The 23715-nt window shown below is 52.1% G+C and carries 21 protein-coding genes and 1 tRNA gene; 9 read left to right on the top strand and 13 right to left on the bottom strand.

Going from position 1 to position 23715, the window contains the following annotated elements; genetic code table 11:
• Nucleotides 1-384: 384 nt before the first annotated feature.
• From GAP13_RS10055 to arcC, 7 genes are all read right to left on the bottom strand, one after another.
• Nucleotides 385-1917: a response regulator gene (locus GAP13_RS10055; protein ID WP_158908188.1), complete on the bottom strand. Its 1533-nt coding sequence runs from the start codon at nucleotides 1915-1917 to the stop codon at nucleotides 385-387.
• A gap of 132 nt (nucleotides 1918-2049) precedes the next feature.
• Complete coding sequence (locus tag GAP13_RS10060; RefSeq protein ID WP_158908189.1) at nucleotides 2050-2505, bottom strand: hypothetical protein; 456 nt, start codon at nucleotides 2503-2505, stop codon at nucleotides 2050-2052.
• Between the two features lie 149 nt (nucleotides 2506-2654).
• Nucleotides 2655-2726, bottom strand: a tRNA-Cys gene (locus tag GAP13_RS10065).
• 45 nt (nucleotides 2727-2771) lie between these two features.
• Nucleotides 2772-4037, bottom strand: coding sequence for a protein translocase subunit SecF (secF, locus tag GAP13_RS10070; RefSeq protein ID WP_158908190.1), 1266 nt, complete (start codon nucleotides 4035-4037; stop codon nucleotides 2772-2774).
• Nucleotides 4037-5773: a protein translocase subunit SecD gene (gene secD, locus GAP13_RS10075; protein WP_158908191.1), complete on the bottom strand. Its 1737-nt coding sequence runs from the start codon at nucleotides 5771-5773 to the stop codon at nucleotides 4037-4039. The genes secF and secD overlap by 1 nt, the downstream gene beginning before the upstream one ends.
• Before the next feature lie 93 nt (nucleotides 5774-5866).
• Nucleotides 5867-6247 (bottom strand): preprotein translocase subunit YajC, encoded by a 381-nt coding sequence (yajC, locus tag GAP13_RS10080; RefSeq protein WP_158908192.1) that lies wholly within the window; start codon nucleotides 6245-6247, stop codon nucleotides 5867-5869.
• 143 nt (nucleotides 6248-6390) lie between these two features.
• Nucleotides 6391-7335, bottom strand: coding sequence for a carbamate kinase (arcC, locus tag GAP13_RS10085; protein WP_158908193.1), 945 nt, complete (start codon nucleotides 7333-7335; stop codon nucleotides 6391-6393).
• Between the two features lie 89 nt (nucleotides 7336-7424).
• Between arcC and ispH the strand changes: the two genes are divergently transcribed.
• The 4 genes from ispH to msrA all read left to right on the top strand — a co-directional run bounded on the left by ispH (nucleotide 7425) and on the right by msrA (nucleotide 10283).
• Nucleotides 7425-8336: a 4-hydroxy-3-methylbut-2-enyl diphosphate reductase gene (gene ispH / locus GAP13_RS10090; RefSeq protein WP_158908194.1), complete on the top strand. Its 912-nt coding sequence runs from the start codon at nucleotides 7425-7427 to the stop codon at nucleotides 8334-8336.
• On the top strand, nucleotides 8333-8908 hold the full coding sequence (locus GAP13_RS10095; RefSeq protein WP_158908195.1) for a nitroreductase family protein: 576 nt from the start codon (nucleotides 8333-8335) through the stop codon (nucleotides 8906-8908). Before ispH ends, GAP13_RS10095 begins: the two co-directional genes overlap by 4 nt.
• A gap of 71 nt (nucleotides 8909-8979) precedes the next feature.
• Nucleotides 8980-9651 (top strand): uridine kinase, encoded by a 672-nt coding sequence (udk, locus tag GAP13_RS10100; RefSeq protein ID WP_158908196.1) that lies wholly within the window; start codon nucleotides 8980-8982, stop codon nucleotides 9649-9651.
• Between the two features lie 116 nt (nucleotides 9652-9767).
• Nucleotides 9768-10283 carry a peptide-methionine (S)-S-oxide reductase MsrA gene (gene msrA / locus GAP13_RS10105; protein ID WP_158908197.1) on the top strand — a complete coding sequence of 172 codons (516 nt, stop codon included), beginning with the start codon at nucleotides 9768-9770 and terminating at the stop codon, nucleotides 10281-10283.
• A 4-nt stretch (nucleotides 10284-10287) separates the two neighbouring features.
• On the opposite strand, the gene GAP13_RS10110 is transcribed toward msrA, so the two are convergent.
• The 4 genes from GAP13_RS10110 to GAP13_RS10125 form a co-directional block, all read right to left on the bottom strand.
• Nucleotides 10288-11238, bottom strand: a complete 951-nt coding sequence (locus GAP13_RS10110) for an ABC transporter permease (RefSeq protein ID WP_158908198.1) — start codon at nucleotides 11236-11238, stop codon at nucleotides 10288-10290.
• Nucleotides 11235-12395: an ABC transporter permease gene (locus GAP13_RS10115; protein ID WP_158908199.1), complete on the bottom strand. Its 1161-nt coding sequence runs from the start codon at nucleotides 12393-12395 to the stop codon at nucleotides 11235-11237. Before GAP13_RS10115 ends, GAP13_RS10110 begins: the two co-directional genes overlap by 4 nt.
• Nucleotides 12392-13924 carry an ABC transporter ATP-binding protein gene (locus GAP13_RS10120; RefSeq protein WP_241864339.1) on the bottom strand — a complete coding sequence of 511 codons (1533 nt, stop codon included), beginning with the start codon at nucleotides 13922-13924 and terminating at the stop codon, nucleotides 12392-12394. Before GAP13_RS10120 ends, GAP13_RS10115 begins: the two co-directional genes overlap by 4 nt.
• Before the next feature lie 86 nt (nucleotides 13925-14010).
• Nucleotides 14011-15003, bottom strand: coding sequence for a BMP family lipoprotein (locus GAP13_RS10125; RefSeq protein WP_158908201.1), 993 nt, complete (start codon nucleotides 15001-15003; stop codon nucleotides 14011-14013).
• Nucleotides 15004-15181: 178 nt separating this feature from the next.
• On the opposite strand from GAP13_RS10125, the gene GAP13_RS10130 reads away from it, so the two are divergent.
• On the top strand, nucleotides 15182-15913 hold the full coding sequence (locus GAP13_RS10130; protein WP_158908202.1) for a tRNA 2-thiocytidine biosynthesis TtcA family protein: 732 nt from the start codon (nucleotides 15182-15184) through the stop codon (nucleotides 15911-15913).
• A gap of 7 nt (nucleotides 15914-15920) precedes the next feature.
• The gene (thpR, locus tag GAP13_RS10135) at nucleotides 15921-16484 is read left to right on the top strand and encodes an RNA 2',3'-cyclic phosphodiesterase (RefSeq protein WP_158908203.1); all 564 of its coding nucleotides are present in this window, start codon (nucleotides 15921-15923) and stop codon (nucleotides 16482-16484) included.
• Here the strand turns inward: thpR and GAP13_RS10140 are convergent.
• Together GAP13_RS10140 and GAP13_RS10145 are read right to left on the bottom strand one after the other, a co-directional pair.
• The gene (locus GAP13_RS10140) at nucleotides 16476-17546 is read right to left on the bottom strand and encodes a diacylglycerol/lipid kinase family protein (RefSeq protein ID WP_158908204.1); all 1071 of its coding nucleotides are present in this window, start codon (nucleotides 17544-17546) and stop codon (nucleotides 16476-16478) included. The two genes, thpR and GAP13_RS10140, sit on opposite strands and share 9 nt — an antisense overlap.
• A gap of 118 nt (nucleotides 17547-17664) precedes the next feature.
• A complete protein-coding gene (locus GAP13_RS10145) occupies nucleotides 17665-20832 on the bottom strand; it encodes a GNAT family N-acetyltransferase (RefSeq protein ID WP_158908205.1) in 3168 nt (1055 codons plus the stop codon).
• A 68-nt stretch (nucleotides 20833-20900) separates the two neighbouring features.
• On the opposite strand from GAP13_RS10145, the gene GAP13_RS10150 reads away from it, so the two are divergent.
• The 3 genes from GAP13_RS10150 to GAP13_RS10160 form a co-directional block, all read left to right on the top strand.
• The gene (locus GAP13_RS10150; RefSeq protein ID WP_158908206.1) at nucleotides 20901-21482 is read left to right on the top strand and encodes a hypothetical protein; all 582 of its coding nucleotides are present in this window, start codon (nucleotides 20901-20903) and stop codon (nucleotides 21480-21482) included.
• 24 nt (nucleotides 21483-21506) lie between these two features.
• The gene (locus GAP13_RS10155) at nucleotides 21507-22607 is read left to right on the top strand and encodes an HD domain-containing phosphohydrolase (RefSeq protein ID WP_158908207.1); all 1101 of its coding nucleotides are present in this window, start codon (nucleotides 21507-21509) and stop codon (nucleotides 22605-22607) included.
• Between the two features lie 71 nt (nucleotides 22608-22678).
• A partial coding sequence (locus tag GAP13_RS10160; protein WP_158908208.1) for a hypothetical protein occupies nucleotides 22679-23715 on the top strand: 1037 nt, incomplete at its 3' end.

Below are 23715 nucleotides of genomic sequence, written 5' to 3' on the forward strand. Positions count from 1 at the left end.
TATGAACCAACACACGCTATTCATTATTAAATAAGATATTACAACACTTTTTTAATGCAGGAACTGCAAAAGTCAGGATATTAGTATTATCGACATTTTCGCAAAAAGTCAAATAGAAAAAGTATAATGCTCTCAAAACGCAAATCTCTCCAAAATGCTCAAAATGCCATTTAAATATGAAATATATATTATTTTGGCGCAATATTCTTAACGCAATTTCAGAATTCTATATAACAGAAATATTATGAAAAGCGCGCCACAAATCGCCGCCAGTGCGAAAAATCCAATCTCTCCAAAGTTTGCATTTTTAATGCCATTCCTTCAGCTTGCACACAACTGCACCGTGGGCTAGCTTTCATGCTCGCCAGAGCGCAAAAATGCTTACTATAGGACACGCTCGCCGATCTTCTGATCGAGCGCAGTCATGGTAAAAGGCTTTACAAGCAGGCTGTCAAACCCAGCTTGCGAGCTTCGTTCGGCTTCTTCCAGATCGTGGCGCGGGCTCATCGCAATAAGAGCGACAGGCTTTTTTTTGTCGCCAGTGCTCGCTTCGCTTTTCCTGATTTCCCTGGCAAGGGCAAAACCATCCATATCTGGCATGATGCAATCGATAAGCACTACATCAAAGGTGCGCTTTTTCAAGGTGCTGAGTGCAGCAGCACCGCTGTCTACAGCTTCAGCTTCATAACCTTTCAAAGCGAGCATGCGCAGAAGAATTTCACGGTTGACCTCGCTGTCGTCGACGACAAGCACGGAAACTGGTCTTTCGGGGGCCAAGCGAATTGTCTCGTTCGTACCGGGTTGGGCCGGGCTGACTGGCGCGCCACTCATTGATATGGGACTTCCTGGCGGCGGGCCGGGCTGCTCGCTCGATGGTGCAGCGCCCGGGATTCTGGCATCTGCCTCATCTTCGGCCAAAGCAGCCTGCCGGGGCAATTCATCACATTCCGCTTCTGAAGCTCCCGGCCAGACTACCTTTTCAACCTTTTCTTGAGGCACGAAGGGCGCAACAGCAAAGGACGCTTCTTTCAAAGCCAGCTCTGCCTTAATATTGACCCCCATTGTCCGCTCCGGCAGGTGCCTCCCAGTAAATATTCGACTCACAAAAAGCCCAAGGCTCAGAATACTCAAAGCAACCAGCGCTACTCCCCACCAGATAGCCTGCCTGGCCGGATAATTTGATGCGGCATATACCGTCCAGGAGACATTTTCAACCCCGGCTTTCACTCTTGCAGGGTAGCCCTGTACTGCGCTTTGGTCTCCCCAAAAAACACTGTTGCCGCTCTCTTCCGGCTCGGAAGACGCGACGGCAATGAGCATTCCCGGGAATGCCGCGCCAAGCTCCAAATATTCGATCATTCGATCCGTATCAAAACCGACGCTTACAAAACCCCACAAATCCGCACCATTGAACACCGGCACACGTAGGAATGCGAGATTCCGGCCATCGGCAGAGAGCGTCGGCCCCTGGAGCACCGCCTTTTTCCGGCTCACCGCCCGCACCAGAGCCTGCATCCGATCAGGACCGTCGAGCAAATCTCGGCCAATCGCACCGGAGGCCTTCTCTTCCGGAAAGCAGTACCGTACGATCGCTCCGGGTGCTACGGTTATCGAATCGATATACTGCAATTTTGCAAGGCTTTCATCGGCAAGCAGCTTGAGCGAAGCATAGGTTTTCCCGCTGTCTGTAAGGAGCAATTGTCTGAATTGTTCGCCTATTTCGAGAATTGTCTGAATTTTTGCTGAAATCTGCCCGGCAACCTTTTCCGATACTGATTTCAGCAGCGCCGATTCGGACCGATACGCACTTTCTCTGAGCATCAAAAAAGAAAAAATGGCCAGAGCGCAGAGCACACACGAGAGAGCAATACTGAATGTGCTGCCCTTTCTGCCTTCGGAATCGGGTTCGGTTTTCATACTCCAGGTGTATCATCATATCACGAACTGCCATGCTCCCACTATGGGCGCGCGCAATACACCAACGAGAAAATAAAAAGGCTGCCCGAGTTTGGCACGGGCAGCCCCATTTCAGTCAGCCTGCATTCATTATCAGATCGCAACCAGAGAAATTGTCAGGACATCTTCATAGGTTCCGGCTGAAATTCCGAGTGTCGCTGCCGTCTGGTAGGTAACTGAGACGTTTGTGGTAACTGCGCTTTGCGGAGCTGATTTAATAATTTCATAATCCGTAGCCAAATCGATGCCAGTAGTAGCACCAAAGGTCACCAGGTAGGGATACACATCGGTACTTCCGCTTCGAACCATCTTGCCGCCATTCGCTGAATGGATGACAATTTTCCAGTTTGTAAGGTTCGAGGTGATAGTGACCGACCCAAGCGCTGCTGATGTCTGTGTCGGATCCAGGGCTTTTGTTCCCGGAATAGTTGTAGTAATACTGAGTGCCGCTCCGACAGTTGCCTGCAAGGTTGTGGAAACTGAATCTGCTGCGAATACTGGCAGACCACTAAACATTGCTGCCAGTACCAAGAGAAAAAACTTTTTCATACACTTTTAGCCGCTTTCAAGTAAAATTTGTTCAAAATTGTCTTTTCTCTCATGCAAAGCAAAACGCCCAAAAAATCCGTCCGGCATCGCGAGCGCCCCGCCCCCCTGGAATAAAAAAGCCGCCCCTTTGCTAGGGCGGCTCATTCAAAAGGCGCCGATCGGAATCGAACCGATGCATAAAGGTTTTGCAGACCTCTCCCTTACCTCTTGGGTACGGCGCCAATAGCGGGGCACATAGTACAGAAATGCCCCACATTTGTCAACATTTACACGCCAGCTGGCGCCTTGCCTGGTGCCTTGTCCGGCACATCTTTCTGCAATTTGGCTTGCTTGCGTTCCTTGCCTGCCCGCCGGTTTTCCCACATCAGCACAAAAGCGCTCGCAATGAAAATTGTCGAGTACACGCCGCTCGTCATGCCGATCAGCAGCGCAAGCGCGAAGTCCTTGATACTCCCAGTTGTGAACAAGAAAAGCGCGAGCACAGCGAGCATCGTCGTCAATGTCGTGATCACAGAGCGGCCCAGCGTGAGCGTCAGCGCGCGATCCAGCACATCGACAAAGCGCTCTGAAGGATGAATTTTGCGCTCTTCGCGGACGCGGTCAAACTGCACGATCGTATCGTTGATAGAGTACCCCAGAATTGTCAGAATCGCCGCGATGGTTGTTGTATTGAATTCCATGCGTGTCCAGACAATGAAGGCCACCATAATCAGCGCGTCGTGCATGATGGCAAGCACCGCGCCGAGCGCGTATTCGATTTTAAATCGAATCGTCGAATACAGAAGAATAAGCAGAAGGGTTACCAGAACCAGCCATGCGGACTGCTGACCGAGCGTCTGTGAATACCGCGGTCCCACATAATCAGTCTTGACGACAACAACCCTGTCTTTGCCCACTTTGTCTTCAATAAGCTGGCGAATTGTCTGCGGGATCATGGTGGTGAACTGTGGATTCTTGCCATCATCCCGAACACGGACGAGATAGCGCTGGGAGGTAACCGGATTGATTGTCTGAACCGATACCTGTCCGAGCGGCTTGAGCGCTTCGCGCACAATATCGATCGATGCAAAGCGTTCGCTGTCGTTTATCGGCGCACGATACAACTTGACCGGATTCACGCTCAGAAGTGTATTGCCCTGATAAGTCGGCACAATTGAGGAAGATGGCAGAGCATCGCTGCCTTCGCTCAGTTTGACCGAAATGCCTGTTTCTTTTCCGAGGGCAGCTTTGATATCCGCAAGGGTCGGATAGCTTTTGTAATCCAGAGCAACTGTTCGTTTTTGGGCTTCGGCGCCAGAGAAAACCAGCATGAGCTGTGTTTCGCTCACGGTGAGCTCGGCGTTACCCTTCCCTGTGAACGAGACTTCGCCTGCCGGATATGCCAGCTGGATTGTTTCGTTGATACCGGCTTGAAAGTCGACGCCGAGGTTGAAGCCTTTCGTGAAGTATCCGATAAGTCCTAAAACGATGATGGTTGAGCTGATTATCATAGCTGGCAGAAAGAATTTGCTGAATCGAATGAGGCGTTTCATTATCGGACCCTCCAGCTGATGGATGTATGTGTGGCATGGAGCACATCAGTTTCGAAATCGAAAATCAGCCGCGAAACGAAGAGTGAGGTGAACAAGCTCGTTATATTTCCTATTGCAAGCGAAATCGCAAACCCCTGGATCGGGCCGGTACCGAGCTGTGCCATGAAGAGTGCAGCTATGATCGTAGTGATGTTCGAGTCCATGACCGCCCAGAAGGCTTTGTGGAAGCCTGCATCGATAGCGGCGGCCCGCGTTTTCCCGGCTCTGATTTCCTCTTTGATGCGCTCGAAGATGATGACGTTCGCATCGACCGCCATGCCGGTGGTCAGCACGAAGCCTGCGATAGAAGGCAAGGTCAGCGTGAGCTTGAAAGCTGTCAGCACCGAAAGCATGAGATAGAGATTGAGCACTTGGGCAATCGTGGCATTCAACCCCGCCCATTTGTAGTATGCAAACATGAACACGAAGATCGAAAGGATACCGACTAAAATTGCGGTTCGACCTTGCGCGATCGAGTCTTCACCAAGGGACGCGCCAATGGCTTGCTGGCTCACCACCGACAAGCTGATTGGCAGCGCTGCAGTCCGCAAGAGCAGAGCAAGCGATTCGGCTTCATCCGAACTGAAACCGGTGATGCGTACCGATTCGCGGATAGGCTCCTGGATCCGCGCATAGGATTTGACTCGATCGTCGAGGACAACTGCCATGGTCTTGCCGACATTTTCGCTTGTCAGCTTGTAGAAAAGATCGCCACCCTCTTTGTCGAGCACGAAGTTGGTTTCGGGTTTGCCGGTTATGGGGTCTGATGAAACAGTGGCGCTCTGGATGTGGCTGCCGTCGAGGCCAGGCTTGCCCTCGAGCACCAGGTATTCACCCGTAAACTCGTCGAGACCGTAGCTGTCTTTTTTATAGACTTTGCGGACGATTTTGCCTTCCGGCACAAGTCCGGGCTTGTCGACAACCATCGTTTGCTCATCGATACCGACCGGATTCGTGGCGAGATATGAACTCACAGCAGTCGAAGCCTCGGAGTCGACCAGATAGAATGCCAGATTCCCTTTGCCCATTATAATCGAATTAAGGCGTTCGGGATCGGCCGCACCCGGAATTTCGATGTATATCTGATCCTCACCCTGGCGCCTGATTACCGGCTCGGTCAGGCCGAATTTGTCGATGCGTGAATTGAGGATTTCGACCGCACGCTTCATCGCATCTTCTTTTTCTGCTGAAGAAAGGTCATGCCCCAATTTTTCGGACAGGCCTTTAAGGTCCGCCTGGATAACCGCGCTCATGCCGCCTGCAAGATCGAGCCCGAGCTGCACTGCATTCGAGTGGACATTTTTCAGACTGAGCACATGCTCTCGATAGCGCGATTCGATGCTGTCGAACATGGAACGCTCGCCTGAAAACGCGGAAAGAATGGCTATCGCATCCCAGGTTTTCGGAGCAGGTTTTTTCGCGAGTGAATAGGCTTTCTTTGCCGATTCGATAGCCACGCTATACATCTTTTGTCCGGAAAGATCTGTGGTATCCTTTGCGGTGGCCTTTTGCTTGAGGTCAGTAATGATGAGATAGGTCATGCGCCGGGAATATTCACGAATCTGCTCCCGGGAGCCTACTGCGATGGCTTGATCCTCTTTCGGTGTCAGGAAATACCACTGAATACTCGGAAAAAGGAACATGAAGGCCACGGCGAGCACAGCAATGACGACCAATAGGCGGCGGAATTTGCTCATACCGATAACTCCAATCCTCTCATGGATGTATAGAATGCGGAAAAGCGCGGTATGCCAGCCTGCCTGAGAGCGAGGCCCGGCATATCGAAAAAATTACTTGTCTTCGGCTTTTTCTGCTGCTTCTTCGACAGGCTCGGAAGCCTTTTCCTCGGCTTTGGCAGGGCTGACCGAAGCGATTGCCGACTTGGAAAACTCGATGCGGGTTCCGTCATCAACTTTAACCATTACAGTAGTCTCTTTGACAGCAGCGACGACGCCATGAATGCCACCAATAGTGACGATTTTGTCGCCTTTCTTGACCCCTGCGATCATCTTCTGCATATCTTTCTGCTTTTTGTTCTGCGGGCGAATAATCAAAAAGTAGAAAATGACAAAAACAAGACCGAAGGTGACGATTGTGGAGACAAGCTGTCCCGTCGGATTTGCAGCAGTGGTTCCTTGAAGCAGAACCAGGCCATTCTGGATACCGTTCATATATCTTCCTTATCGAAAAAGAATTCCTGAAAAGTTAGCATGGAGCGCCTTGAGTGGTCAAGTTGCGCACCAAGGCACCTTGCGCTGGCAGAGCGCATCGAGCTGCCCATGGCCGGACTTGCCCCCGTCCGGGCTGCCCCCGGCTAGGCAGTGATAACGGTTCCGGCTTTGCCATCGACCGCAGCAGTCGCGTTTTCCATCGAAGTGATAATGACTTTCGCGCCGCCCCTGCGGATGAAATCGCATGCCGCCTCGATTTTCGGGCCCATGGAACCTTTCGGGAATTGACCTTCGGCCATGTATTTCTCGCATTCCGCAACCGTAAGATGGTCAAAAACCTGCTGGTCGGGCTTGCGGAAATTGATTGCCACTTTATCGACGCCGGTAAGAATAATGAGTTCATCAGCATCGATGAGGCTGGCAAGAAGCGCTGAAGCTCTGTCTTTATCGATAACTGCATCGACACCCGAAAGCATGCCGTCTGTATCGCGCTTGACTGGAATGCCACCGCCGCCGACCGCAATCACTACTTTCCCGTCATCGATCAGGTCTTTGATTGTGTCTTTTTCGATGACGTCGAGGGGCTTTGGGCTTGGAACAACCCGCCGGTATCCGCGCATGGGATCTTCCTTTATGATCCAGCCGCGTTCGCGAAGCTTTTCGACCTGCTCGGCCTTATAAAATGGGCCAACATACTTCGACGGATTCTGCATTGATGGATCATTCGGGTCCACTTCGACCTGCGTGACCACCGTGACAATATCCTTTTCGATGCCTTCCGCTCGCAAAGCATTCGCAAGGCTCTGCGCGATCATGTAACCCATTGAACCCTGCGTATCCGCGACGATGACATTGAGGGGGGAAGGCGGGACCTGCGCCGAAGCAGCTTCGTTCCGGATGAGATGCACACCCGCCTGAGGCCCATTCCCATGAGTAAGAACCACTTTGTGGCCTTCCGCAATCATGCCGACAATGGCCTTCATGCTTTTGCGGGTATTCTCGAATTGCTGCTCGGTAGTGCCTTCTGTGCCTTCTTCGATAATTGCATTGCCGCCAAGCGCTACGACGATGGTTTTGCGTGCTGCCATGAAATCTCCTTTTCCCCAAGCAACATAAAATTTGGAAATTGTAGTATAGCACTTTTCCCAAAATTCGCAATCGATGTTATTATTTGCGTATGCAAATTATTAGGGCGCGAGTCCTTGGTATGTGCATGGGAGTGCGGCGGGCAGATGAGCTTGCTCGCCAAGCCGCACAAGAAGCAGCAAACGAGGGAGCCCGCGTCTTCACCTATGGACCGCTCATCCATAATCCTCAGGCAGTTGCCGAGCTTGAGGCACTGGGCGTTCATGTGCTGGACACAAAAGAGGTAGAAGATGGCAGTGCCTCGATTCCAGACTTGAACGATGCGATCGTTGTCATCAGGGCTCACGGCGCCTCGCTCGCTGCAATCTCGAGGATGCGTGAGATGGGCTGTCGAATTATCGACGCGACTTGCCCGCGCGTGATAAAAAGCCAGAGGCTCGCGCGCCACTATGAAAAATTGGGCTGGCAGGTCGTACTCATCGGAGACCCTCGGCATGGGGAAATCGCTGGCATTCTCGGGCATACTTCGAACGCAATTGTGGTTGACGGCCCAACAACCGCGCTTAAAATAGCGAGGAAGCTCAAGGACAAGCCATGCGCTCTCATCGCCCAGACAACGATCCGCCAAGAAGACTACGACGCAGTGATCGCAATATTTCAGGCCAACGTGCCGACCATTACTGCTGAAAAAACCATATGCCCAGCCACCCGGGAGCGCCAGCAGGCTCTTGTCGAGCTTTGCGGACAGGTCGATGCGGTTCTCATCGTTGGAGGAAAAAATTCCGAAAACACCAAGCGCCTGTATGCAAGTGCAATCGAATGCGGAAAGCCTGCATGGCACATCGAAACCGCTTCCGAGCTCACCGCGGAAATGGCGCGATACGAGCGCATCGGGATCACTGCCGGCGCTTCGACTCCTGACTTCATTGTCGATCAAATTCAAGAGGTGCTCGGCGCTATGGCCAGCCGCCGGAAATTCACGCTAGCAGGAGGACAATCATGAATATTCTGCATGAAATCGAGGACCGCAGAGCGCGCAGAGGCCTTTCCGAAGAACCCATCGACGAACGCATTGCCGCTGAGCTTGTATATGCGGCCACCCTTGCTCCGTCATGCTTTAACAATCAGCCATGGCGCATTGTGATGGTGAGCAATGAACCCGGGAGTGCCCAAGCCGAAGGAATCCGTGCTGCGCTCACTCCAGGCAATGCATGGGCGCAAAAGGCCTCATGGTTCTTCGTGTTGTGTACCGCAGCGCATCTCGACTGCAGAATGGATGAAGGGCGCGATTATGCCTATTTCGACCTCGGACAAGCGGCGATGGCGATCGAGCTTCAGGCTCAGCACGAAGGCTTGATAGCCCACCCCATGGCCGGCTTTTCACCTTCGAAAGTACGCGCGGCGCTCAGTATTCCCAAGGAAATCGTCCCGCTTGTTGTTCTCGCTATCGGCAAACCGGGGCCGACAGATGCTCTTTCGGAGCAGCAAAAAGCGAGCGAAAATTCGGAGCGCATTCGTAAGCCTTTGGGCGAAGTAGTATTCTTGGGCAGCTTCGGAAATCCTTTGCAGGGCTGAATCTGAGAGCTGCTTGTTTGCCCGGCCCTGCTGGTCTTTACCTCTTGCGGCGCACATGATACAAATTCTCTATGCCCCCTGTTAAAATAATTGGTATTTCCGGCGGTTCTGGATCCGGCAAGACAACCATTGTCCGTAAAATTTCCGAAATGGTGAGCGATTTTGTTTTCCTTCCGCAGGACAACTACTATAAATCGGCAGAATTCATCAACAACCGCAACATCACCGCATTCAACTTCGATCATCCCGATGCGTTCGACAATGATCTTCTCATCCAGCATCTTACTTCGCTCAAAAATGGCGAATCGATCGACATGCCCGTATACGATTTTGTGCACCACCGGCGCACCGAGCAAACGATCCATATCCAGACCTGCAAGCTCGTTATCTTTGAAGGAATTATGATTTTTACCAACAAGCAGGTTCGCGACCTCATAGATCTCAAGATTTTTGTCGACACACCGGATGATATCCGTTTCATCAGACGGTTGAGCCGCGATATCAAAGAACGCGGACGCACCGTCGATTCTGTCGTTGAGCAATACCTGACCGTTGTTCGCCCCGGCCATTACGAATTTATCGAGCCGACAAAAGCGTATGCAGACATCATCATTCCCGAAGGCGGATTTAACGAACGCGCGCTCGATGTGCTCGTAACCTTTATCAATTCGGTTGTCTATCCTGCGGAAGGGCGGGAAAAAGCTGATAGCGTGCCGGAGCGCAAGCCGCCCGCTGTCTTGTAAGCCAGATAAGCTCCCGGCTCTGATTTCCCTTATTCACACAATTTCGCTACTTTTACTATGTAGTTGTCGCACAAAAGAAAGTCATCGCATCGAAACATAAAAAAGGAATTGCAAGAATGGAAACAGGAGAGAAAACCGAAAAAGCCCTCCTTGCGGGCGGGTGCTTCTGGTGCCTTGAAGCGCTGTTCAAGCGTGTTCCTGGCGTGCTCTCGGTCACATCCGGATACTGCGGCGGCGCCGCACCGCATCCGACATATGAAGAAGTATGCGAGGGTACCACCGGACACGCCGAAACAGTTGAAGTGGTTTTCGATCTCGCTGTCATATCGTATCGAGAAATTCTCGATTTTTTCTGGAAATTCCATGACCCGACAACGCTCAATCGCCAGGGGGCAGATATCGGGGAACAGTATCGCTCGGTTATTTTTTATCTGGATGCGAACCAGCGCGAACTTGCCGAACTGTCCAAAAGTGCCGCGCAGGCAGCATTCGACCGCCCCATTGTCACTTCGATCGAGCCGGCAGGGCATTTCTGGCCTGCCGAAGCATGGCACCAGAAGTACTATGAGCGCAATCCCGATGCCCCATACTGCCGTTTTGTCATTGCTCCAAAGCTGGCAAAACTGCGCTAGTTGCCTACACGCGCTTTTCTCTGTCGAACGGCTTGCCCAACTCCGCAGGACCACGCGTCACCGACCCCGGCGTCAGCGCCAGTACCACAATCACGAGCACATACGGCAGCATGACCGCAAATTCATAGGGAAAGCGAATTCCAAGCACCTGGATCGCGAGCTGGAACGACTGAGCGACGCTGAAAAGAAGACTCCCGCCTAGAATCAGATAGGGATTCCACCTTCCAAAATACACGAGCGCTACGGCGATAAAGCCGCGCCCCGCCACAATGTCATCCGCGAACATCTTTGCCTGCCCAAGCGAAAGATACGCCCCCGCAAGGCCGGCAAGCATGCCGCCCGCCACCAGCGCCTGGTACCGCGTACGCGAAACATTCACGCCCATCGTATCGGCTGCCCGCGGATAGGTACCCACCGCCCGCACCTTAAGCCCCCACGGGGTCTTGAACAGAATGTACCAGCTCGCAGGAACCAGAATGAATGCCGCATACGCTAGCCCGTTGAGATTGAACAGCAATGGTCCGATGATCGGAATTCTTGACAAAAGCGGAATTGGCAGATTTTTAAGCCCCGGTACACCGGTTACTCCGCCGACAAAATAGCGGAAAAGTGTGCCTGCGACACCCCAACCGAACATGTGCAATCCAATGCCCGCTATGCCTTGCGGCGCCCGGAACGTCACCGTAACCAGCGCAAAGAGAAGACCAAAAAGCGCGCCTATCGCAATCGCCGCCGCAATTCCGATGAGGTTCGCATATGGCGCGAGCGAGGTATTCTGCAGCAGATGAGCCGGCATGAATGCAAGAAAAGCCCCCATCGACATAATGCCTTCGCAGCCGAGATTGAACACACCAGCACGCTGATTAAACATTTCTCCGGTCGAGGCGAGCAGAAGCGCAACCGAAAAAGGAATGCCGATCGACAGAACATTGACGACAAAGGTGAGAATATTCATGGCTGTTCCCTCCGGCGGTCTACTTTGGCCGCGCCAGCCTTGCCGGCTCCGGCCTTGGTCTTACCCCCTGCGGCCTTTCTTCCGCGTTTTTCCAGCATGCGCGCAAAACGCTCGAACAAATACTGGTCTGCAATCAGCATTTTCGCAGCAATAATGCTCAGAATGACCGCTCCTTGCAGCACCAGCACCATATTTGCCGGAACCGACATAATGCGCTGCGTCATATCCGCTCCGATCAGCAGCAAACCGAAAAAGAAAGCCGAAGGCACAATGCCTGCTGGATGCAAGCCTCCAAACAGAGCTACCACAATGCCCGAAAAGCCATACCCCGAAGAAATCCCCTCAATTGCTCTTCGATGAAGACCCGTCACTTCTATGGCTCCGGCCAGGCCGGCAAAAGCTCCTGCCAGCGCCATGGCTGCAATCAGGCAGGTTTCTACTTTTATGCCGCCATAGCGGGCGGCTTTGGGCCCTGCGCCTGCTGCTCGCAACGCATATCCCCATTTTGTTCGCCACAAAAAAACATACACGAGGATAGCAAGCACAATTGCAATTACAAATCCGTAATGCAGACGCATACCCGGAATTATCCGGTCGATCCACGCAGCTTTTGGCAGACGCACCGATTGTGGCGTGCCGCTCCCAACCTGCAACTCCGCAGGATCGATCATCGGCCCGCGCAGCAAAAAGCCATACAGCTGGGCCGCGATATAGTTCAACATCACTGTGGAGAGCAGTTCGCTCACATTCAGCTTCGCCTTGAGCCAGCCTGCAATGCTTGCCCATATCGCCCCGGCGAGGGCTCCTGCGACGAGAACAAGCGGCAGAATCACTATTTTTGGCAACGGCGGCAGGTATATGGCGGCGGCGGCTGCAGCAATGACACCCATTTGTATCTGCCCCTCGGCTCCAATATTCAGAATCCCCGAACGAAAGGAAATCGCTATACCCAGCGCCACAAGAATGAGCGGCACCATGCGCACGCTTATTTCCGTCAATCCGAACAGATCCTTGAGCGGCTCGGTCAGTATAACCTTATAGACAGCAAGCGGATCCTTGCCGAGTATTTCCAGAACAACTGCCCCGAGCAGAATAGCTGCAAGCGCTGCTGCAAGGCTTATCGCAAAGATGTAGAGAGCGCGGTATGTCGATTTCATGCAGCCCCCTCGCCGGAAATGCCTGCCATAAGAAGCCCGAGTTTTTTCTTCGAGGTTTCGCGAGTTGGCATGGTTGCCAGAATTTTTCCTTTAAAAATAACAGCAATGCGGTCGCTCAGGTTCAAAAGCTCATCCAGCTCCTCCGAGATGAGGAGAATCGCTGTTCCTTGCGAGCGGAGCTCGAGCAATCTCTCATGGATGAATTCCTCGGCACCCATATCGAGGCCGCGCGTCGGGTACACCGCTATGAGCACTTCCGGTTTGCGCGCCAATTCGCGGGCAAGGATAACTTTCTGGATATTTCCTCCGGAAAGTGACCCCGCGGCGACATTGAGCGATGCACAACGGATATCGAAGCGCTTCTGAAGCTCCTCGGCATTTTGGCGCGTTTCATCGAAGCGGAAAAAAGGCCCCTTGCAAAAATGCTTCGAGCGGAAATCCTTGAGAATCAGGTTGTCCCGCACATTGAAAGGTGGAACAATTCCTTCTTCATTCCTGTCCTCGGGAATATAGCCGATGCCTGCCTCTATAATCGAGCGCGGGCTTTTGTTCGCAAGTTCTTTTTTTCTGAAGAGAATGCTTCCAGATTCGACTTTTCTCAAGCCCGCAAGCGCGTCTGCAAGCTCCCGCTGACCATTGCCGGAAACGCCCGCAAGGCCGAGAATCTCGCCTTTCTGCAGTGATAGCGACAGCCCGTCGAGCGCAAAGAACCCTCGATCGGACCTGACCTTCAGGTTCCTGATTTCGAGTATGGTTTCTCCTGAGCCGCCAGTGCATTCATTGCAGGGCAGCACTACTTCATGCCCGGTCATGAGCGAGGCAAGGTTCGAGACCGATTGACCGGATGTCGTGCCGCGGTATACAACCTTTCCTTGCCTGAGAATAGCGATGCGATCGGAGAGCGCAGTCACTTCGGCAAGCTTATGGCTGATAAAAATAATCGACAGATCGCTTGACATGCGCTTTAACAGCGCGATGAGATCGTCTGTCTCCTGCGGAGTAAGCGCACTTGTCGGTTCGTCAAGAATGAGAAAACGCGCTCCGAGACAGAGCGTTTTTACAAGCTCTACACGCTGCTGTTCGCCAACAGAAAGCTGCCAGATATAGGCATCAGGCTGGACAGGCAAATTGTAGCGCTCGGAAATCTCGCGAATTCGCTTGCGCACGCCTTCCATGTCCTGCCACAGAAATTTCTGGAATTCCCGCATGCCAAGCAAGACATTCTCAGCCACCGTAAGATTTGGTACCAGCATGAAATGTTGATGCACCATGCCGATTCCCGTTGCGTACGCATCAACAGGGGTGCGAAAATGCACTTCGCGCCCGTTGATAAGAATTTTTCCTTCATCTGGCTGGTACAGCCCCATGAGAATATTCATGAGCGTCGTCTTGCCAGCGCCATTCTCGCCGACTATTGCGAGAATTTCATGCTCGCCAACATCGAGGCTGATTGAATCGCATGCCAGAATGCCAGGAAAGCGCTTGGTAATTCCTTCTACCGCCAGCGAATGTATCGGTTCATTATTCATGGGCAAACCTTGTCAGACATATAGAACCTGCGCGACGCTATGGCGTGCGCCGCGCAGACATGCTGTTTTTAGAGATGAAAAATGCTTTATTTTACGCTCTGCCAAGCAATGGTTAGCTTGCTGGCGGTAATGTCAGCAAGCGCTTTTTCAGCCTGCTTTCTGATATCAGCAGTAAGAACCGGCCCGACATTGTCATTGAACTTGTAAATAAAACCGCCATTTGCAAAATTGAGCGGAATAACCTCGCCTCCAAGCACGCCGGACTGGCGCTTATCGATCAGCTGCTCAACAACCGCGGCGTAGGCGTAGCTCGCAGCGGCAATGACCTTATAGCTTTCCGGGACTTTGAGCTGTTCGGTATCCTGCCCCAGCCACCAGATAGGCTTGTCCTTGTATTCGGCTACAGCGCGCAAGGCACCCAGAGCCTGCTGGGCTGAACCGGTCAGCACATCTGCACCAGCCTTGATCTGGGTGTGCGCCAGTTCCGCCGCCTTCACAAAATCGCCAAAACTGCCGGTATAGGCAACCTGTACCACTGCATTGGGATTGACCGCCTTGACTCCGAGAATAAAGCCGCGGTTGTAGCGGGCTGCATCTCCTCCATCGACAGGGCCGACAAGGCCGATCTTGTTCGTTCTGGTGACAAGGCCTGCAATAATGCCATTGATATACCCTGTCTCTTCGCTTTCCGGCATGTAGGTAAACACATTTTTGGGGCCAATTTCGCCTGAAGTGCCGAATGCAAATGTGGTTTTCGGGAAATCATCGGCCATCTCTAGCACAAGATTCTTATATTGCGCACCGTGGCAGATAATAATATCGAAGCCCTTCGCGACATACTGACGAGCGGCAGAGCCGGCATCGACGGGCTTCATTTTTTCGCTATAGCTGTATTCGACGAGCGCAGTACCATATTTCTTTTGTACAGCAGTAATTGCATCGTGCATCGACTGGCACCAGCCTTTGTCATCTACGGTGGATTCGACGATGAGCGCAATTTTTACCTTTGTTTTCGGTGCGGCGAATGCTGCGCCCGCAATAAGGCACAACGCGATCAAAACACACAGAAATCGTTTCATATGTCCTCCTTGATCCTTCGGATGCGAAAGTGTAACACAGGCTTCCTGGGAAGACAACAATTCTGCGCGGCGCACGCGATAGTGTCGCGCACGTTCTGTTGCTGCTGCAGCTGCACGGGCTCCTTGACCCTCAAGGGCGCTTTCTCTAGATTTGCAGTATGATATGAGGCAACAACCGATGAAACATGCACGTTCCACACTGGCAAAACTCACCGAAGTTGCCATCCGGCGCTACAACATGATCGAAGAAGGCGACCGCATCCTCATTGCCGTCTCCGGAGGCAAGGATTCGAGCTGTCTTGCCTGGGACCTCGCGCTGAAACGCCAGTGGTGGGATGTGCCATTTGAAATAGCCGCCTGCCATGTCGCGACGGACCTGGCCAGCGCTGGCTATTCAAACCCCGTCGACGATTCCTGGCTCAAGGCCAAAATGGCTGACTGGAACATACCCTTTGTGCGCATCGATGTGCCTGTTGCAGGCCGCCTCAAACCCAGCGAAACGATGAACTGTTACTGGTGCGCCACCCAGCGCCGCACCGAGCTTATGAAATATGCGCAGGCAAACGGCTTCAATAAGCTCGCCCTCGGACACCACATGGACGACATTCTCGAAACTCTGCTCATGAACATGATGCGAAAGGGCGAATTTGCCACCATGCCGCCTGTTATGCCCTACCGCAAATATCCTCTGACCGTCATCCGTCCTCTCGCTCTCTGCGAAGAACGTCAGATTATCGCGTGCGCCGATGAACTTGGCCTCACCTCGCATACCTGCACCTGTTCCTTCAACCTCGATGGCGAGCGAAAAAAAACAAAGCGCCTCATCGACCAGATCACGGGCGGATCGAGCCATGTAAAGCGCAACATTTTTGCATCCATGTCTCGCATTCGGCCCGATTATCTGGCATAATCGCAGTATGCGATTATTTGCCGCCCTTCCTCTGCCGGCCGCCGCCCAGCACCGGATCGCCGAGTACTGCCGTACAATCGCGCCTTCATTCGCCCTTGCGAGACCCTCGTGGGTGCCGGAAGAAAATCTGCATCTTACGCTGCATTTTTTCGGCGAGCTCGATCAGAAGAATGCAGCCACCCTGCAAAATCTTCTTGAGGCTGAGGCTATTAACTGCCCTTCCCTCACGCTGCGGATTGGCAATCTTTCGGTTCTTCCCTCTTTGCGAGCTCCGCGTGTGCTGTACCTTCACACACGCATTGAACCTGCAGCGCCTCTTTTCAGCCTTATCGATCGCCTGCGCATAATTGCTGCACAAATCGGCGCTGAAACCGATTCGCGCCCGTGGAAGGCGCATCTTACCCTCGCTCGGCTTAAGGAGCCATGGATCCCGGAGCTTTCTTCCCTGCCCGCGGCTCCCGAGATTTCCTTTGCTATCGATGCATTCGAACTCATGCAATCGAGGCTGACCAGAGAAGGCGCGATGTATTCATGCGTGCGCCGCTATGCTTTTTTAACATGCTCACGCTAGCACAGGAACAACGACATTATATGCATTCCGCACCCGCTCCATAATCAGCGGAAAATCGCATTTCGCTAGCTCGTTCGTTTCGCCATCGCACTGCAAAGGAATTCGTTCGCCATACTCGATCATCAGTTTCTCGGCGCTGAAGTGGACAAGCTCCGGGATGTTTTCATGTCGCCCTTGTTCGATTGGGCCTTTCAGAATGAGTTTTCTGAACAAGCTGGTCTGAGAAACTGCAACGCAATTGGTATCGTTCGGAAGAATTTTTTTGTTTGAACCGTATTGTCGATTGCCTGAAACGCCCATAGCCACGAGCAATCGCGGCCCAGTCGAATCCATAACAATCTTCCCATCTTCACCCCATGCCTTGAGGTGCATATCCCCCACATTGTAAATGCGGTCGTAGAACAACGTGCCGATATTCACCCAGAACCGATATGAATCCCCCGGGAAGTGCCGCTTTAGACGATTTGTCATATCAGCGACATACGCATCGAGGCCAATGCTTGCGATATTGAAAGAATAACGCGGTAAGCCGCCCCCTTCTTCGCTCGGCGTAACACGCAAAGCCGCTCTGCGTTCGAATGCGGCCGACCCGAGAAATCGCCCGAGCGCTACCAATAGATCGCGCCCTTCCGAGCCATCGTTTCCTGTGCCAAAAGGCAGGCGCACAAGGCCAAATCTATCCTTTTCTGATTCAGGCAGCTTGGTGAGCCGCTCTGCTGTCTCCAAGCTTGTGCCATCTCCGCCCGCGGTGATGATGAGGTGGCAGGAATCCTTTCCGTTCGAGGGGGAACGGTCAAGAATGCGCTGGACAATTGCTGCGGCATGTCCACAGCGCTCGGTCAGGTGCATTTTGAGGGCATACGGGGAGGCGCGCTCAGGCAATTGCAGGGAACGTCGCACAATTTCCTTGAGCTCGTTGAAACGCTTCCTTGAGTGATGGATACGGCTAAAACCGCCCGCTTTCGGATTGGCGATTACATCGATAATGAGAGACTTCTCCGGGAAAACCGGCGAGCGGGCGAAAATTGCGTTCAGCCCCTCAGCCAAATCATCTGGCTTCATAGCATTACCGATTGTATGCCCGCACAGTAATTCTGTCTACGACGGGCAGGAAAAAGCAAGAATAATAAGGAAATTACGAGCGGGGTATTCATATGGCTTCTATTCAAATTGGCTCTATTCACATCGCCTCGCCGACCTGTTGTTCATCGGCGCTTTCCTTGGGAAATTTTGCGCTGATTTCATCCATGGCCTTCATGACATAATGAAGGTCTTGGCCCGAAAAATCGATTTTTGGAACAAGCCGCGAAAAAAAGGGCTTTACAAAATGCTCCATCCGCGAAACTTCCTGCTCGTACCGCGAAACATGATCCATCATCATCACCGTGCAGGGCAGCGGCTTGCTATAACTGCCAATAATCTCGAAGCCGAGCTTCTCATACATTTTTATGAGCTTGACTTCATCCGAGAATACATCAAGGAAGATTTTTTTCGCGCCACGACCCCGCGCATAGAGATACGCAAGCGCCATAATGCTGAATGGAATCAGGCTGCCGCGCTCTTCTTTGGCTACCGCAAGCCTGTCAATTTCCGCATAGAGGCTTCCATCGAGATAGTGCGCGATACTGAAATTCTCTTCAATTGGAACACGCCCTTCTTCCTCACTCAGATGCAAACTGACTGTCCCAATCGGCTGCAAGCCTTTGTATGCGAGAATATGGAAGGCTACTTCATCACATTTTCGGCGGATGGTCTCCTCCTGATAGCCTTTTTCGCCGACAAGCACCTTGCGCTGCAGATAAAAGCTGTCTTCGAAATGACGAGTTTCTTTTGCATGGATTAGATGCAAGCGGTCCTTGTCCTGACTTGCTGCGGGAAGAATGACAGTAAATGTGGTGCCTTTGCCTTCCTGGCTGTCGAGCAGGATACGACCGCCCGATTTGGTAACAATATGATGCGCGATGCTCAAGCCAAGTCCGGTACCTGCGCCCGCTTCTTTTGTTGTAAAGAAGGGGTTGAAGATTTTGTCGAGGTTTTCTTTGTCGATGCCAGTGCCCGTATCCTGCACGGTAATGATGACATCATCCTCTTCCTGACGACATGAAAGAGTCAGAATTCCATCGCTGTTCATGGCCTGTACCGCGTTGACAATGAGGTTGAGGAATACCTGCTGCAGCTCGGTGGGGTTTGCAAGGATTTCCTTGACTGAATCGTAGGATTTCCGCACTATGATTGTTCCGAAATCGATACCGCGCATCGCCATTTTGAGTGAGTTTTCGAGAATGGTGATGATATTGATTGGCTCTGCGGAGGTTCTGGTCTTGCGCGAATAGGTCATGAGATCCTTGATTACCTCGGCCGCGCTCTGCGCATAACGGATAATATCCAGCGTATATTCACGCAGCGTACTGCTCTCAGGCGTTTCGGGAAGCATGAGGTCGGCTGTGCCAAGAATTCCGCCAAGCGGATTGTTGATCTCGTGCGCTATACCCGAAACAAGCGTGCCGATGCCTGCCAGCTTTTCGGACTGAATGAGTTCTTCCTGCAGGGTTTTCTGCTTCGTTATGTCCTGGAAAAATTCGATGAAAGAGCCGACTGATCCTTTAGGTGTCGGTATCGAATAAAAATTGAGCGCGAAGGTAAGCTGGGTCCGGCTGTCCTGCTTTTCCGCGCTGAAAGGAAGCTTTGTATGCAAGCAATCCTGGGCGAGACACTCCGCACAGGGACGGTCCCGATTGAAATAGACTTTGTAGCACTTCGAGCCCACGAGCTCTTCGAGCGGTTTTTCGAAATACCGGCGTGCCGCGTAGTTTGCAGTGACAATATTGTAATTTATGTCCTGAATGGAGATAGGCGTCGCGATACCATCGAAGAATGCCTCGAGCTTGTTCCGGTTGAGCGTGAGTTCTTCGTTCGTTTCCTGCAGGCGCTTCTGCTGCTGCCGCAAGCGTTCGAAACTGATGGCATTTTCCATCGCTACCGATGCCTGGTCGGTGAGGAACTGCAGGATCTCAAGGTCGTACTGGTTGTAATAGTCTTTTTCAATACGCGGACCGAGCACGATAAAGCCATTCAGCCTCTCCTTGAATTTGAGGGGAAGAACGAGGCTCGCCTGCACCGTCTCATTTATTTCGCCTTTGGATAATTTGATGGAAATGGTCCGCTGGTATGCTGCTTGATTCTGCTGTATTGTGCGCAGCTGATAGGCTTGCACGAACTGGTCTGTGCGCGGAACAATGACATGCTGGTCGGTGGTTTCTCCGTAAGTTTCCGCAAACGCAAGGCCTGTAGACGCAATAATACGGAAATTTCGGGCATTATAGTCATTGATGAGCACAAATGCCCACTCAAGTTTGAATGTCGATATGACATTGTCGACGGTGAGCTTTGCGAGGTCCTCAAGATTGACAATGGAAGTCAGATCAGCGGAAAATTTTCGCAATTCTTGATAATACAAGAAACTTTTGCCACCATAGATTCGCTCGAGCAAGGCCTGCGTTGCGGTTCGAAGCGGCGAAAGCAGCAGCGCCGAGACAATTCCCAGAAGCACTGAAAGCAATGCCAGTTCGGAAAATGGAATGACCCGGTCAAGAGCGAACACCGGCACAAAGAAAAGCATGTAGATTACGCTGGCGAATATGATGACAAGCAAAGTCAGAAAGATATTCAGCATCACTGCTGAATAATGCACAAGCCTGTACTTGTACACGCTGAAGAAAATAATCGCTGCATTGATCGTCGCTGCCAGCAAATCGACGGGGTATCGACCAAGCGGTGCGTAGAGATTGGCCGCCACCCCCAGCAGCATGATGACGACTCCAGCCACAACGAGCCGCAGGGAGCGCTTCAAAAATCTGTCTGGATTTGTCCTCAGCTCCCAAAGAATAAGCAAAATAGCCAGAATGAGGTAGAAATACGAGAGAGAATACGCGATCGGCGCTCCCGGGCCGAGACTATAGTGGAATACATTGCCTTCGAAGCCGGCATCAGTGACGATTTTTCCTGAAAAATTGAGATATAGCAAGAAAATATAAATTATATAGCCGAAATATAGAAGAATGCGATAGCGCCGTTTCTCTGTCCTTGAAAAATAGATAAGCGTGCCGAAAATGGTAATCGGGCCGCCAAGCAGCCCTACGAGCATCACTCTGTTCCAGATGAGCGGCGTGAATAACCCTGTATTGGCATGCATCATAAAAGAGCCGAAGCTCCACAATGCCATGAATCCCATGTACTCAAGGAACGAGAAATTGACCCGTTCTTTCTTGCTTGCCAGGCCAAAAACAATAAAAGGAATATAAATACAGAAAGACAGGGCCGGAATGAGCGATGAAGCATCCAGAATCATCTAATTGCTCCCCACACGTGCGCTGGATATGGAAAATTAGGAAATACTATAGCATAGTAGTATGCAGAATGGTATCCATTATCTTCATTTTCTGCGGTTTTGCAGTGCTTATGTTCGCTGAATGGCGCTATGTGCACTTCAGCCGTAAATCGCAGCGAGCGTTGCGCGGAAAAACGCCCGGGTTGCTGCCGGGACATACTGCATTGCAGGCAGCTGGCTACATTGCAGTCGCTGCGGGAATGCTGATTTCGCTTCTGCATGAAGGGTTGGCTTTGCATATCCCTCCTCTTGTCCGCACCATTTCGCTCTGCATTGGACTTCTGGGTGGTGCGCTGCTTGTATGGACTGTGTTTATCGAGATTCCGGTCGGCGCAAAAAAGCACGCAGTGGAACCGGGGTGTGCCTACCATTATGGAAGCTATGGAATGTGCAGGCATCCGGGGTTTTGGTGGTTTTTGATTTTTACGCTGGGCATAGCGCTTTGGAAAAGCGATTTTTATGCATTTCTGCTTTTTTTCTTTGAAAATGCGCTGAATCTGCTTCTCATTTTATTACAAGATAAGTATACTTTTATTGTACAGTTCAGGGACTATCAGGAATATCAGAAAAAAGTACCGTTTCTGCTGCCCGGACCGAAGCAGGACGGCTAAAGTCCCTCTGGACATGAGGAATCGATGACTACATTGCAAAAACGAACCGTGCTGATAGTCGACGATGATGTTTCCATGCAAAAAGTGTTGTCGCTCAGCATGAAAAAAATAGGGTATGAGTATGCAATTGCCAAGAACGGACGCGAGGCAATCGACCTGCTCGAAAGCGGAGATATAAGCCCCGATGCGATTTTGCTCGATATCCGTATGCCGGTCATGCCGGGCCTTGCAGCGCTCCCTCAAATTCGGAGCATACTTCCTTCAGTTCCGGTTATTATGCTGACCGCTTTTGGCGATCTTGAAACCGGGCTTGCTGCAATGAAAAGCGGCGCGTTCGACTATCTGGTCAAACCGAGCTCCATAGACAAAATCCAGGAGACGCTTGAAAAAGCGCTTTCGTACCGCGATATTATGGAAATGAAGGCCGAAGAAGAGCGAAAACGCGAGCAGTATCGGCTCGAGCTCGAACATCGCGTGGAATCGAGTTACCAGGAGCTGGGCGATGTGTACCGCAAGCTCAAACAGATGAATATTCAGGCCGCTTACGCCCTCGCGGAGACAATCGAAGCGAAAGACCGCTACACGCAAGGCCACTGTGAACGCGTCCGATGGCTCAGCTCGCTCCTAGGAAAAGTCATGCGCCTTCCCGATGAAGAAATCGAACAGCTCGAGTATGCAGCTCTCTTGCACGACATCGGAAAGATCGGCATTCCCGACAGTATTCTCAACAAAGAGGGTCCATTGGATGATCGCGAGCGCGATGTGATCCGCATGCACCCGATAATCGGCGCTCAGATTCTGTCTACAGTCGAATTCTTTGCCAAGGCCGCGGCAGCGGTGCGTCATCACCATGAGCGCTGGGATGGCAAAGGCTACCCCGATGGGGCACAAGGCGAGCAAATTGACCACCTCGCGCGCATTATTTCGCTCGCCGATACTTTGGATGCCATGGCGACCTCGCGACCCTACCGTACCGCGCTCGATTTCGACGAGGTGATCAGCGAGCTTAAGTCGATGCGTGGAACGCAGTTTGCTCCAGATGTAGTCGATGCATTCTTCGCGGCAGAGCTGGACAAGGCGTATTTGAAGCGGCTAAAAGAAGAAACCGGCAAAAACATTATATAGTGTCACGAACCTTGCATATGAATTTGAAGTGAAAGCCTCTTTTCTTGCGTCTATAAGGAGAGGAGGCTTTCATGCATCATTTTCATTTTTGCCCAAACCCGGCTTGTGCGTATCACCAGCACGCACCGAAAGAACGCTGGTTCGTCGTCGCTGGCTTCTATGTGACCAAAACCTTCGGCAAGGTCCAGCGCTTCCGCTGCAGCTTCTGCGGCAAGTACTTCTCTACCCAGACCTTCAGCCTTGATTACTTCGCCAAGCGCAAACTCGCCTATCCCCAGATCGAAACCCTGCTCAGCTCTTCCATGAGCATTCGCGCACTCTCACGATTCTTCTCTGCTTCGTGCGGCACCATCCAGAACCGTATCGACCGACTCGCCCGTCAAGCCATCGCACTCCAGAGCCTGCTCCGTCCCCATGCAAACCCCCACGAATCCGTCTGCATCGATGGCTTTGTCTCCTTCGATGTCTCTCAGTACTTCCCCAACAACATCACCCTCGCCGTCACAGCCGATTCTCAATTCTTCCTTGCCGCGACCCATGCCACCCTGCGCCGTTCCGGCAACACCACCAAGGCTCAAAAGCATAGAATGTCCCTGCTCTATCGTTCGTGTACCTTTGAGCCTCGGAGCATCGAACGCTCATTCCGGGAGCTCCTCGATCGCCTTGCCCAGGAACGCATGCCCCAGCTATGGCAGCCTCTCATCCTCATCACCGACGAAAAAAAGGAATATCGCAGAGCGCTGTATAACCATCCGCTCTTTCGCTTTCAGAATGCAGACCATCGACTGGTGCATCTGACCGTGCACTCCACCGAACCGCGCACCTGGTACAATCCCCTCTTCAGCGCCAACTACATGGATCGCGAGCTCAGAAAGGATCAGGCAGCCCATAGGCGCGAAACCGCCTGCGTTTCCCGCAATGTCGCCAAAATGCTCAATCGCTTCTGCGTCTACATGGCCTGGCACAACTACGCAAAGCCCTTCCGGATCAAAGCAAACCGAAAGGCGCGTATGACCCATGCAGAAGCTGCAGGCATACCTCGCAAGCTTGTGGCCACGGGGCGCGCATGGATGTTCCGTGAACGGGCATTCTTAAGTAGGCTCTCCCT

The organism is Rectinema subterraneum (assembly GCA_009768935.1).
GTDB lineage: Bacteria > Spirochaetota > Spirochaetia > Treponematales > Rectinemataceae > Rectinema > Rectinema subterraneum.

What these genes read in the sequence shown, in the direction of transcription:
- GAP13_RS10055 (WP_158908188.1), bottom strand. Translation starts at nt 1,917, where the DNA reads ATGAAAACCGAACCCGATTCCGAAGGCAGAAAGGGCAGCACATTCAGT.
- GAP13_RS10060 (WP_158908189.1), bottom strand. Translation starts at nt 2,505, where the DNA reads ATGAAAAAGTTTTTTCTCTTGGTACTGGCAGCAATGTTTAGTGGTCTG.
- secF (WP_158908190.1), bottom strand. Translation starts at nt 4,037, where the DNA reads ATGAAACGCCTCATTCGATTCAGCAAATTCTTTCTGCCAGCTATGATA.
- secD (WP_158908191.1), bottom strand. Translation starts at nt 5,773, where the DNA reads ATGAGCAAATTCCGCCGCCTATTGGTCGTCATTGCTGTGCTCGCCGTG.
- yajC (WP_158908192.1), bottom strand. Translation starts at nt 6,247, where the DNA reads ATGAACGGTATCCAGAATGGCCTGGTTCTGCTTCAAGGAACCACTGCT.
- arcC (WP_158908193.1), bottom strand. Translation starts at nt 7,335, where the DNA reads ATGGCAGCACGCAAAACCATCGTCGTAGCGCTTGGCGGCAATGCAATT.
- ispH (WP_158908194.1), top strand. Translation starts at nt 7,425, where the DNA reads ATGCAAATTATTAGGGCGCGAGTCCTTGGTATGTGCATGGGAGTGCGG.
- GAP13_RS10095 (WP_158908195.1), top strand. Translation starts at nt 8,333, where the DNA reads ATGAATATTCTGCATGAAATCGAGGACCGCAGAGCGCGCAGAGGCCTT.
- udk (WP_158908196.1), top strand. Translation starts at nt 8,980, where the DNA reads ATGCCCCCTGTTAAAATAATTGGTATTTCCGGCGGTTCTGGATCCGGC.
- msrA (WP_158908197.1), top strand. Translation starts at nt 9,768, where the DNA reads ATGGAAACAGGAGAGAAAACCGAAAAAGCCCTCCTTGCGGGCGGGTGC.
- GAP13_RS10110 (WP_158908198.1), bottom strand. Translation starts at nt 11,238, where the DNA reads ATGAATATTCTCACCTTTGTCGTCAATGTTCTGTCGATCGGCATTCCT.
- GAP13_RS10115 (WP_158908199.1), bottom strand. Translation starts at nt 12,395, where the DNA reads ATGAAATCGACATACCGCGCTCTCTACATCTTTGCGATAAGCCTTGCA.
- GAP13_RS10120 (WP_241864339.1), bottom strand. Translation starts at nt 13,924, where the DNA reads ATGAATAATGAACCGATACATTCGCTGGCGGTAGAAGGAATTACCAAG.
- GAP13_RS10125 (WP_158908201.1), bottom strand. Translation starts at nt 15,003, where the DNA reads ATGAAACGATTTCTGTGTGTTTTGATCGCGTTGTGCCTTATTGCGGGC.
- GAP13_RS10130 (WP_158908202.1), top strand. Translation starts at nt 15,182, where the DNA reads ATGAAACATGCACGTTCCACACTGGCAAAACTCACCGAAGTTGCCATC.
- thpR (WP_158908203.1), top strand. Translation starts at nt 15,921, where the DNA reads ATGCGATTATTTGCCGCCCTTCCTCTGCCGGCCGCCGCCCAGCACCGG.
- GAP13_RS10140 (WP_158908204.1), bottom strand. Translation starts at nt 17,546, where the DNA reads ATGAAGCCAGATGATTTGGCTGAGGGGCTGAACGCAATTTTCGCCCGC.
- GAP13_RS10145 (WP_158908205.1), bottom strand. Translation starts at nt 20,832, where the DNA reads ATGATTCTGGATGCTTCATCGCTCATTCCGGCCCTGTCTTTCTGTATT.
- GAP13_RS10150 (WP_158908206.1), top strand. Translation starts at nt 20,901, where the DNA reads ATGGTATCCATTATCTTCATTTTCTGCGGTTTTGCAGTGCTTATGTTC.
- GAP13_RS10155 (WP_158908207.1), top strand. Translation starts at nt 21,507, where the DNA reads ATGACTACATTGCAAAAACGAACCGTGCTGATAGTCGACGATGATGTT.